Annotated in this window: 11 protein-coding genes; 7 read left to right on the top strand and 4 right to left on the bottom strand. The window is 72.5% G+C overall.

The window, feature by feature from the left end; all coding sequences use genetic code 11:
- The first annotated feature begins 74 nt into the window (after positions 1 to 74).
- Complete coding sequence (locus tag GVN67_RS25690) at positions 75 to 974, top strand: EamA family transporter (protein ID WP_160000169.1); 900 nt, start codon at positions 75 to 77, stop codon at positions 972 to 974.
- A gap of 86 nt (positions 975 to 1060) precedes the next feature.
- A complete protein-coding gene (locus GVN67_RS25685) occupies positions 1061 to 1906 on the top strand; it encodes a hypothetical protein (RefSeq protein WP_160000168.1) in 846 nt (281 codons plus the stop codon).
- Positions 1907 to 1918: 12 nt separating this feature from the next.
- On the opposite strand, the gene GVN67_RS25680 is transcribed toward GVN67_RS25685, so the two are convergent.
- Both GVN67_RS25680 and ribA read right to left on the bottom strand, forming a co-directional pair.
- Positions 1919 to 2434 carry a L,D-transpeptidase gene (locus GVN67_RS25680; RefSeq protein ID WP_160000167.1) on the bottom strand — a complete coding sequence of 172 codons (516 nt, stop codon included), beginning with the start codon at positions 2432 to 2434 and terminating at the stop codon, positions 1919 to 1921.
- Positions 2434 to 3660, bottom strand: coding sequence for a GTP cyclohydrolase II (gene ribA / locus GVN67_RS25675; RefSeq protein ID WP_160000166.1), 1227 nt, complete (start codon positions 3658 to 3660; stop codon positions 2434 to 2436). The genes GVN67_RS25680 and ribA overlap by 1 nt, the downstream gene beginning before the upstream one ends.
- Positions 3661 to 4049: 389 nt before the next feature.
- Here ribA and GVN67_RS25670 point away from each other — a divergent pair, with 389 nt between their 5' ends.
- From GVN67_RS25670 to GVN67_RS25660, 3 genes are all read left to right on the top strand, one after another.
- Positions 4050 to 4769: a response regulator transcription factor gene (locus GVN67_RS25670; protein ID WP_160000165.1), complete on the top strand. Its 720-nt coding sequence runs from the start codon at positions 4050 to 4052 to the stop codon at positions 4767 to 4769.
- A 235-nt stretch (positions 4770 to 5004) separates the two neighbouring features.
- The gene (locus GVN67_RS25665) at positions 5005 to 6240 is read left to right on the top strand and encodes an argininosuccinate synthase (protein WP_160000164.1); all 1236 of its coding nucleotides are present in this window, start codon (positions 5005 to 5007) and stop codon (positions 6238 to 6240) included.
- Positions 6241 to 6421: 181 nt separating this feature from the next.
- Positions 6422 to 6859: a hypothetical protein gene (locus GVN67_RS25660; RefSeq protein ID WP_160000163.1), complete on the top strand. Its 438-nt coding sequence runs from the start codon at positions 6422 to 6424 to the stop codon at positions 6857 to 6859.
- A 71-nt stretch (positions 6860 to 6930) separates the two neighbouring features.
- Here GVN67_RS25660 and GVN67_RS25655 read toward each other — a convergent pair whose 3' ends face one another.
- Positions 6931 to 7362, bottom strand: a complete 432-nt coding sequence (locus GVN67_RS25655; protein WP_160000162.1) for a DoxX family protein — start codon at positions 7360 to 7362, stop codon at positions 6931 to 6933.
- 122 nt (positions 7363 to 7484) lie between these two features.
- Between GVN67_RS25655 and GVN67_RS25650 the strand changes: the two genes are divergently transcribed.
- Together GVN67_RS25650 and GVN67_RS25645 are read left to right on the top strand one after the other, a co-directional pair.
- Positions 7485 to 8456, top strand: coding sequence for a LysR family transcriptional regulator (locus tag GVN67_RS25650; RefSeq protein WP_160000161.1), 972 nt, complete (start codon positions 7485 to 7487; stop codon positions 8454 to 8456).
- 96 nt (positions 8457 to 8552) lie between these two features.
- Positions 8553 to 9254, top strand: coding sequence for an SDR family NAD(P)-dependent oxidoreductase (locus tag GVN67_RS25645; RefSeq protein ID WP_160000160.1), 702 nt, complete (start codon positions 8553 to 8555; stop codon positions 9252 to 9254).
- A gap of 10 nt (positions 9255 to 9264) precedes the next feature.
- Here GVN67_RS25645 and htpX read toward each other — a convergent pair whose 3' ends face one another.
- Positions 9265 to 10212, bottom strand: a complete 948-nt coding sequence (gene htpX / locus GVN67_RS25640) for a zinc metalloprotease HtpX (RefSeq protein ID WP_160000159.1) — start codon at positions 10210 to 10212, stop codon at positions 9265 to 9267.
- Between the last annotated feature and the right edge of the window lie 127 nt (positions 10213 to 10339).

The raw sequence follows: 10339 nt of genomic DNA, 5'->3' as shown, positions 1-10339 counted from the left end.
GGGTGGGGCAGCTTCTCTAGCAGATGGGGCGGCAGCGGGTAGCTGCCAGCGCCGCGGCGCCGGATAGTCGGGCCATGCAGCATCCCCCCGCCGCGCGAATCGCCCAGGCCGCCGCCATCGGCTTCGTGCCCTTGTGGAGCAGCGGCATCCTGCTCGGCGCGCTGGCGCTGCGGCACGGGCCGCCTTTCGCGGTCACCGGGCTGCGCTTCGCCGCCGCGGCGCTGGTGCTGGCCGGGCTGGCGGCGCTGCGCCGGCAGCCCTGGCCGCGGGGGGCGGCGCTGCTGCATGCCGGCATGGTCGGGCTGCTGCTGCAGGGCGCGCATTACGCCGGCATCTATGCCGGCATGGCGGCGGGCATGCAGGCCGGCGTCGCGGCGCTGGTGGTCGGGCTGATCCCGGTGGCGACCGCGGCCGGCGCCGCCCTGGCGCTGGGCGAGCGTTTCACCCGCGCCCGCGCCCTGGCGGTGGCGCTGGGGGTGGCGGCGGTGCTGCTGGTGGCGGGCAGCCGGCTCGGCCTCGGCGACAGCGGCGCCACCCTGCCGCTGGCGGCGCTGGCGCTGGCGGGCGGGGCCGGCGGGGCGCTGTGGCAGAAGCGCTTCGGCGGCGGCGGCGCCGGGCTGCCGGCGGCGGCGGTGCAGCTGGCCACCGGGGCGCTGGTGATGGCGCTGTGCTGGCTGGCGCTGGAACAGGGCCGGGCGCGGCCGATCGACGGGGGCGCGGCGGAGTTCCAGGCCGCCTTCGCCTGGACGGTGCTGGCCAATTCGGTGGGCGGCACGCTGCTGCTGCTCTGGCTGCTGGCGCGCGGCGCGGCGGGGCGGGTGACCGGCCTGTTCTTCCTGGTGCCGCCCTGCACCGCGCTGGCCGCCGTGCCGCTGCTGGGCGAGCCGCTGCGGCTGCCTTTGCTGGGCGGCATCCTGCTGGGCGGCCTGGCGGTGCTGCTGCTGTCGCGCGAGGCGCCGGCGGCCGGCCGCTGACGGTCACCAGAAGATGACGGCGCGGCGAATTGCCGGCGACGGCCCGGCCGATATCCTGGCGCCGACGCTTCTGAGGGGAGATCGCGATGCGGCACCGGCTTCTGGCGGCGGGCCTCGGCCTGGCCGTGGCGATGGCCATCCCGGCGGCGGCGCAGAGCCCCTCGGCCGGGCCGCCGGCGCTGCGGGTCAATTCCTTCGTGCCCGGCCTGAGCTTCACCCTGCTGTCGGCGCTGCCCGCGGCGCCGGCCGGCGCCGCGTCGCGGCAGGGCTGCGAGTCGATGCTGCAGAAGCCCGCCGGGGCGGCCGGGCAGCAGGTGGCCGCGGCCGGCTGGGGCGTCACCGGCGAGGCGGCGATCGGCCGCTACCAGGCGGTCAGCTTCGCCGGCGGCTTCGAGGGCGGCACCAGCGGCAGCTGCCAGGTCAGCCAGGGCAACCTGGCGATCTTCGAGGGCGGCCGGCTGCTGGCGGTGGCCTATGCCCCGCGCGGCGCGGCGCGCGGCATTGGCACGGTGGAGCCGCTGGCGCCGGATGGCCTGCGGCTCTGGGACGGCGACTTCCTGCCGCAGCCGCTGGCCGACCTGAAGGCGGGGCAGAACGACGTGCTGGCGATCCTGCCGCTGGCGGCGCAGGAGGCGGTCTGCGCCGGCCGCGCCACCGTGCCCAATATCTACGGCCTGCCGATCGACCTGGCGCGGCAGCGGCTGCGGCAGCAGGGCTGGACCCCGGTGCCGGCCACCCGCGCCGGGGCGGAGGGGCGCGAGGGCGCGCTGGCGAAGCAGGGCATCACCGAGGTGGAGGGCTGTTCCGGCACCGGCTTCGGCTTCTGCCGCTTCGGCTATCGCGGCCCGGCCGGGCTGCTCGGCGTCACCACGGTGGGCGACGCGTCGCCGCCGGTGGTCTCCGGCTACGGGGTGCAGTGCGGCGGCGGCTGAGCCGGCCGCGCCTCAGCCCGCCAGCACCTCGAAGCCGGTGACGCCGGTGGCGAGCAGGGCGCGCAGCTCGCGCGGCTCGAGGGCGATGCAGCCCTCGGTCGGCGCGTAGCCCGGGCGGGCGATGTGCAGGAAGATGGCGCTGCCGCGGCCGCGCACCACCGGGGCGTCGTTCCAGCCGAGCAGGCCGATGACGTCATAGACCGCGTCGTCGCGCCACAGCTGCTCGTGGCGGGCGTCATGCGGCAGGCGGATGCGGGTGTTGTAGGCGGGATGAGAAGAGTCGTCGCACCAGCCGTCGTCGCGGGCGATCGGCTCGACCGGCAGGGCGCAGGCCGGCGCCGCCCCGCGATCGGCGCGGTAGAGGATGCGGCGCAGCGGCAGGGGCCCGAGCGGCGTCGCGCCGTCACCCTCCATCTTGGCCGCCGAGACGCCGCCCTTGCCGAGGGCGCAGCGCCAGGTCTGGCCGCGCAGCGTCACCAGCCCCTCGGACCGCCCGGTCGGGCGGACCATCGCGATGAGGTCGGCCATCAGCGCAGCAGGTGGCCGAAGCGCTCGGCCTTGGTTTCCAGATACTTGTCGTTGACGCCATTGGCGTCGAACTGATGCGCCTCGCGCCCTTCGACGGTGATGCCGCAGGCGGCGAGGCCGGCCATCTTGTCCGGGTTGTTGGTCAGCAGCCGGACGCGGGGGATGCCGAGCTCGCGCAGCATGGTGGCGGCCACCAGGAAGCCGCGCTCGTCGGCGCCGTAGCCCAGCGCCCGATTCGCATCCAGCGTGTCCAGCCCCTGGTCCTGCAGCGTGTAGGCGCGCAGCTTGTTGACCAGGCCGATGCCGCGCCCCTCCTGCGCCAGATAGAGCAGCACGCCGCCGCCCTCCCGCGCCATGCGGGCGATGGCGCCGCGCAGCTGCGGGCCGCAGTCGCAGCGCAGGCTGCCCAGCAGGTCGCCGGTGAAGCATTCCGAATGGGCGCGGACAAGCGGCGCGCCGCCCTGGGCGGCCAGGGCCTCGGGCTCGCCGACCAGGATGGCCAGGTGCTCGATGCCGCCATCGGCGGCGCGGAAGGCGACGATGCGGGCGTCGCGGGCATCCTCCAGCGGGACGCGGGCCTCGGCGACGCGGGCCAGGCTGGTGGCGGCCGAGGTCGGATAGGCCAGCACGTCGATGGCGGGCACGCTCAACAGGCCGAGCGCCTCGGCCGCGCCCTCCCGCGCCGGGGCGGCGACGAGCGCGGGCAGCAGCCGGCCGAGCTTGGCCAGCGCCAGGCCGGCGGCGGCCAGCGGCGGGGCGGGCTGCATCTCCGGATGCTCGGGCAGCAGCCGCTCGGCGACCGGGTCGGCCAGGCGCTTCAGCGCGGCGGGGTCGAGCAGGCTGGCGGGCAGGCGCAGCGCGACCACGCCTTCCTCCAGCCAGCGGGCCTCGGAAGGATGCGCGTCGCTGCGCTGCACGGCGGTCGGGATCGGGCGCTGCAGCAGGGCGGCGGCGCGGATCGGCGCCAGCAGCAGGCAGGGCGGCGACACGGCGGCGGCGGCGAGCTCGGCCAGGCCGCGGGCGCCGACGGTCTCGGCGGCGGCGATGACCAGCGGGCCCTGCGGCCCGGTGACCAGCACCGGGGTGCCGCGGCGCAGGTCGCTGGCGGCGCGGTGCACGGCGCGAAGCGCCAGCGCCTGGGCATCGGGCACGGCGGGGCCAATCTCCGCCTCATGCCGCGTGGTTTCCAGCCGCGGGGCCGGCGCGACATTTCCTGTGCTGGTCATCCGATCCAATTCCCTAATGCTCCGGCCCATTTCCTGGATCTCGTGGTCACGAAATCGGGAGAAGGCCGGAAAATGGCCCGGGAAACACCCGAACACGCCGCCGGCAACCCTGACTATGCAACCTGCGTCGTGGCCTCAATGTGGCGTCTCGCGGCGAGTTGCCATCCCCCAGGGGGAGTTAAGAGGGGGTTACGGGGGTCTTGGCGGTGAAATTTGCGCAGGACGGCAAAAAACCGACGGGAAAATGAATCCTGCGGGAGCGGCGGGTTAGCAGGGCTTGCCGCCGGGCGAGGCAGCGGTCACGATAAGCCCATGGTGGCCTTCCGGCCGCCCGGCTGATTCCGGGAGGTAGAAGCCATGGATAGCTCTAGGCTAAGTCGGGAGATCGCATGACCGGCCCGCGGCCGATCCTGATCGTGGATGATGATGACGCGCTGCGCGTCACCTTGTCCGAACAATTGGCGCTGGATGGTGAATTCGCGCCTGTCGAAGCCGGGACCGCTGCGGATGCCGCGGCCCAACTGCTCGCTGCCGGCGCCCGATGCGACGCCGTGCTGCTGGATATCGGCCTGCCGGATGGCGATGGCCGGGATCTGTGCGCGCGCCTGAGGCAGGAGGGGGTGAAGATCCCCATCATCATGCTGACGGGCGCGGATGCGGAGCAGGATGTGGTGCGCGGGCTGGATGCCGGCGCCAACGACTACATCGCCAAGCCGTTCCGCATCGGCGAGCTGCTGGCCCGCCTGCGGGCGCAGCTGCGGGTGTTCGACAATTCCGAGGACGCTGTCTTCGTGATTGGTCCCTACACCTTCCGTCCGTCGGCGAAGATGCTGCTGGAGCCGGTGAAGAACCGCAAGATCCGCCTGACCGAGAAGGAAGCGGCGATCCTGAAGTTCCTCTACCGGGCCGGCGGGCGTCCGGTGGCGCGGCAGATCCTGCTGAACGAGGTCTGGGGCTACAATGCCGCCGTGACCACGCACACGCTGGAGACGCATATCTATCGCCTCCGGCAGAAGATCGAGCCGGATCCGGCGAATGCGGCGCTGCTGCTGACCGAGGGGGGCGGGTATCGCCTCGACCCCCAGGCCGGCCGCGAGGCGGCTGCCTGAGATCGAAGGCCGGGGGGTGTTCCTCCCGGCCTTTTTCTTTGCCGCCCCGCATGCCCGGATGGCCGCGGCAGCCCGACAGAAGAAAGATGGGGGTCCGGGGGAATTCCTTCCCCCGGCCTTTTTTCGTCTGTCCCTTGCCTCTGCCCGTGCCGGCGGGCATTTTCCGCGCGCTTTTTGCCTTGGTCCGCCCGCGCCGTCCCGGCCCTGCGGCCGCATTCTGTAAGGACCTGCGACGATGCGCGTGAAGGATGTGAAGAAGGTCGTGCTCGCCTATTCCGGCGGGCTGGACACCTCGGTCATTCTGAAGTGGCTGCAGACCACCTACCAGTGCGAGGTGGTGACCTTCACCGCCGATCTGGGCCAGGGCGAGGAGCTGGGCCCGGCCCGCGACAAGGCGCTGCTGCTGGGCATCAAGCCCGAGAACATCTTCATCGACGACCTGCGGGAGGAGTTCACGCGGGACTTCGTCTTCCCGATGTTCCGCGCCAATGCGCTTTACGAGGGCTGCTACCTGCTGGGCACCTCGATCGCGCGGCCGCTGATCGCCCAGCGCCAGATCGAGATCGCCGAGCAGGTCGGGGCCGACGCGGTCAGCCATGGCGCCACCGGCAAGGGCAACGACCAGGTCCGCTTCGAGATCGGCTACTATTCGCTGAAGCCGGATGTGAAGGTGATCGCGCCGTGGCGCGAATGGGACCTGACCAGCCGCACCCGGCTGCTGGAATTCGCCGAGGCGAACCAGATCCCCATTGCCCGCGACAAGCGCGGCGAGGCGCCGTTCTCGGTCGATGCCAACCTGCTGCACAGCTCCTCCGAGGGGAAGATCCTGGAGGAGCCCTGGGACGCGCCGGACGAGATCGTCTGGCAGCGCACGATCAGCCCGGAGAATGCCCCGGACAAGGTCACCGAGATCACCATCGAGTTCGAGCGCGGCGACGCGGTCGGCATCAATGGCGAGCGGCTGTCGCCGGCGACGCTGCTGACCAAGCTGAACGCCCTGGGGAAGGAGAACGGCATCGGCCGGCTCGACCTGGTGGAGAATCGCTTCGTCGGCATGAAGAGCCGCGGCTGCTACGAGACCCCGGGCGGCACCATCCTGCACACCGCGCACCGGGCGATCGAGAGCATCACCCTGGATCGCGAGGCCGCGCATCTGAAGGACAGCGTGATGCCGCGCTATGCCGAGATCATCTACAACGGCTTCTGGTTCAGCCCGGAGCGCCGGATGATCCAGTCGATGGTCGATGAGAGCCAGAAGAGCGTCACCGGCACCGTCCGGCTGAAGCTGTACAAGGGCAACACCATCGTCACCGGCCGGCAGTCGCCGAACAGCCTGTACTCGATGAAGCATGTGACCTTCGAGGACGACCAGGGCGCCTATGACCAGTTCGACGCGCAGGGCTTCATCAAGCTGAACGCGCTGCGGCTGCGGCTGGGCGCCATGGCCGGCCGCAAGGGCGGCTCGCTGTAATATCTTGCCTCAGGCGCCGGCGCCGCCATCCGGCGGCCTGGCGCCGTGGGATTTCTGGAAGGGCCGGGGGTGGCGACACCCCCGGCCCTTTCTGCGTCTGGGCAACCGATCGGGGAGGCCTGCGTTTGCTGGCCAGGGCCCGGCTTTCCGCCGGGCAGCAAGAAGCAGGAGGAGAAGGCCCATGGCCCGCATCCGCACGACCCTCGCCACCGCCGCCATCCTGGGGCTGGCCGCCGCCGGCGCCGCCCAGGCGCAAACCCCCTATCCCGCCGCCCCGGTGCCGCCGCCGGCCATGGCCCCGGCGCCGATGGCCGCCCCCATGGCGCCGCCGGTCGCCCCCGGCATGCCGCATCACCGGCCGATGCACGGCCAGGCGCCGATGCACCCGCCGGGCTCGACGCATACCTATGGCATGGGCGGCATGACGCCCGGCGCCGCGCCGGGCATGGCGCCGCCGCCGATGACGGCGACCGGCCGGCCGAATATGATGGCGGCGCCGGCGCAGCCTTTTTCCGGCCTGACGCTGCCGCCGCAGCAGCAGGTCGGCAACGGCGCCTATAATGGCGGCGGCGTGGTGCTGGAGTATCTGCCGGACGGGACGACCCGCGTCGTCCGCTGATTGGCAGGACATGAGAAAAGGGCCGGGGGAGCGATCCCCCGGCCCTTTTTCATGCGCGCGTCGCGGAGAGGTCAGGCGGCGCGGGCGGCGGCCGGATAGCCGATCAGCCGGTTCAGCTTCAGCCCATAGGCGCCATCGCCGAGCAGCGCCTGGACCGCCAGCGCCGCGATCCAGAAGACCGGGAATTCCCAGCCGCCGCCGGCATTGCTGAAGACCCAGCCATTGCCGGCATGCTGCAGCGCCGCGCCGATCAGGATCGGCACCGCCAGCAGCGACACCGCCCGGGTCCAGAGGCCGAGCAGCAGGGCGATACCGGCCAGGGTCTCGGCGATGGCGACCACGGCGCCGAGGATCGGCGGGTAGCCCAGGCTGCCGAAGAAGCCCATCGTGCCGGTCAGGCCGAAGGTCATGATCTTCATGTAGAGGCCATGGGCCAGGAACATCACGCCCAAGCTGAGGCGCAGCAGCAGGGCCGCCAGGGCGGCAGAACGGTCGTTGGTCATTGTCTTGCTCAATCTCGCTGAGGAAAGGGGCGCGGCGTCGAACGCCGCCGTTGCCGCAGACTAGCCAGGCGGAGCCTTCGCCTTCCAAATGGAAGAACGAAGGATCATCATCACCGGGATCAATGGCCGACCTTTCCACCCTCGACCTGAACCTGCTGCGCGTCTTCGACGCCGTCGCCCGCGAGCGCCATGTCACCCGCGCCGCGCAACGGCTGAACCTGTCGCAGCCCGCCGTCTCCAATGCCCTGGCCCGCCTGCGGGTCGCGCTGAAGGACGAGCTGTTCCTGCGCCGCCCCGGGGGCGTGGAGGCGACGGAGCTCGCGCTGTCCCTGACCCAGCCGGTGGCCGAGGTGCTGGACCGGCTGCGCGACGCGCTGGCCAGCCACGCGCCCTTCGACCCCGCCAGCTCCGACCGGGTCTTCCCGATCGGGCTGTCGGAATATGCCGAGGCCGTGCTGGCGCCGCCGCTGATGGCGCGGCTGGCCAAGGAGGCGCCGGGCTGCCTGGTCTCGATCAGCCATGCCGACCGGATCGGCGCGCTGGAAATGCTGGAGGCCGACCAGGCGCAGCTGGTGGTCGGCATGCTGGGTGAGCCGCCGGCGCTCTACACCCGCCTGCGCCTGCTGCCCGAGGCTTTTCTGCTCCTCATGCGGCCGGGGCATCCGCTGGCGGAGGGGGAGATCGACCTGCCCCGCTTCACCGCCTTCCCGCATCTGCTGCATTCGCCGAACGGGTCGCGCGACGGGGCGCTGGACGCGCCGCTGCGCGAGGCCGGCTTCCCGCGTCGGCTGGGGGCGGTTGTCGCGCATCTCTCGGCCGTGCCGGGCATCCTGAAGCGGACCGACATGGTGATGTCGCTCTCCGCCCGGCTGGCGCATCAGCTGGCCGAGGCGCATGGGCTGGTGGTGCGGCCCTGCCCGGTGGCGGTGCCGCATACCCGCCTGTCGCTGATCTTCCCGCGCCGCTTCGAGGCCGACCAGGGCCATGCCTGGCTGCGCCGGCTGCTGCTGTCGGTGGCGCGGGAGGCGACCTCGCTGGAGCAATGCGAATCGCTGAAGGGCCAGGGGATCGTGGCACCCGTCGATGACGACTGAAGTTTAGATAACGAACGTCATCATTGCTTTCGCCGCCGTTCGCCCGCTCAATGGGCGCGGCCGGCCGTGCCGCCGGCCTGGAACGAAAGGCCGCCCATGTCGAGCATCCCCTATCGCACGGCCCTGATCATCGGGGCGGGGCCAGGCATCAGCGCCTCGCTGACCCGGCAGCTCAGCGCGGCGGGGCTGGCCGTGGCGCTCGCCGCGCGCAACGTGGAGAAGCTGGCGCCGCTGACGGCGGAGACCGGCGCCACCGCCTTCGCCGCCGAGGCGGCCGACCCGGCCTCGGTCGCCGCGCTGTTCGCGGCGGTGACGGCGCGGATCGGGGCGCCGGAGGTGGTGGTCTACAATGCCAGCGCCCGGGCGCCGGGGCCGCTCGCCGAGATCGAGCCGGAGGCGCTGCGCCGCGCCGTGGAGATCACCGCCTTCGGTGGCTTCCTGGCGGTGCAGCAGGCGGCGCGCGGCATGGTGCCGCAGGGCCGGGGCGCCATCCTGCTGACCGGGGCCACGGCCAGCATCAAGGGCTTCGCGGGCTCCGCCGCCTTCGCCATGGGCAAGTTCGCGCTGCGCGGCCTGGCGCAGAGCGCGGCGCGGGAGCTGGGGCCGAAGGGCATCCATGTCGCCCATGTGGTGATCGATGGCGGGGTGCGCAGCGAGCGGCGGCCGGCCTCGCCCGACAGCCCGGACAGCCTGCTGGACCCCGATGCGGTCGCCGCCGCCTATGGCGACCTGCTGCGCCAGCCGCGCAGCGCCTGGTCCTTCGAGATCGACCTGCGCCCCTGGGTGGAGCGCTTCTGAGGACCGCGGCTCAGCCCCAGGGACCCCGCTGCTGCGGGCGCGGCGCCGGCTTCGCCCCCCAGGGCGCGGCGGCGGCGGCGGCGGTGGCGGCCGGGCGCCGCTGCGGCGCGCCGGGCATGGTGCCGGCCAGCTGCACCAGCGCCTGAACGCGGTTCTGGGTCTTGGGATGGGTGGAGAACAGCCCGTCCATCCGCAAGCCCGCCAGCGGGTTGACGATGAACATATGGGCGGTGGCCGGATTGGCCTCGGCGGCCTGGTTGATAAAGCCCTGGCGGCCCTGCTCCAGCCGGGTCAGGGCGCGGGCCAGGCCCAGCGGGTTGCCGCTGATCATGGCGCCGATGCGGTCGGCCTCGTATTCGCGGGACCGGCTGATCGCCATCTGCACGATGGCCGCGCCCAGCGGCGCCAGCAGCATGATCAGCAGCCCGACGATCGGGCCCGGGCCGCGGTTGTCGCGGTTGCCGCCGAACAGGAAGCCGAATTGCGCCAGCATGCCGATGGCGCCGGCGAGGCAGGCGGTCACCGTCATGATCAGCGTGTCGCGGTTGCGGATATGGGCGAGCTCATGGGCGATGACGCCCTCCACCTCCTCCGGCGGCATGCGGTTGAGCAGGCCGGTGTTGACCGCGACGGCGGCGTTCTCCGGGTTGCGGCCGGTGGCGAAGGCGTTGGGCTGGTCCTCGTGGATCAGGTACAGCGCCGGCATGGGCAGGTTGGCATTGGCCGCCAGCCGCTCGGTCATGCGGTAGAGGTCGGGGGCGTCCTGCGGCCCGATCGGCTGGGCGTTGTGCATGCGCAGCACCATGCGGTCGCTGTTCCACCAGGCGAAGAGGTTGGTGGCGCAGGCGATGACGAAGGCGAAGGCCATGCCGCCGCGGCCGCCCAGCGCGCCGCCGACGGCCACGAACAGGGCGGTCATCGCCGCGAGCAGGATAGACGTGCGCAGATAGCCGTTCATGACCTCTTCCCGTTTGGACCCGACTGACCCCAGATGGGGGGCATGCCAAGCCCTGAACAAGAGGCCGGGAAGCCGGCCAGCGAGAGCGTGACGCCGGAGACGGCGCCCGCGACCCCCACCCCCTCGA

The sequence above is a fragment of the Roseomonas sp. 18066 genome (genome assembly GCF_902706185.1).
GTDB lineage: Bacteria > Pseudomonadota > Alphaproteobacteria > Acetobacterales > Acetobacteraceae > Pseudoroseomonas.
The sequence above is the reverse complement of the archived record's forward strand: the minus strand, read 5'-3'. Positions and strand labels throughout refer to the sequence as shown.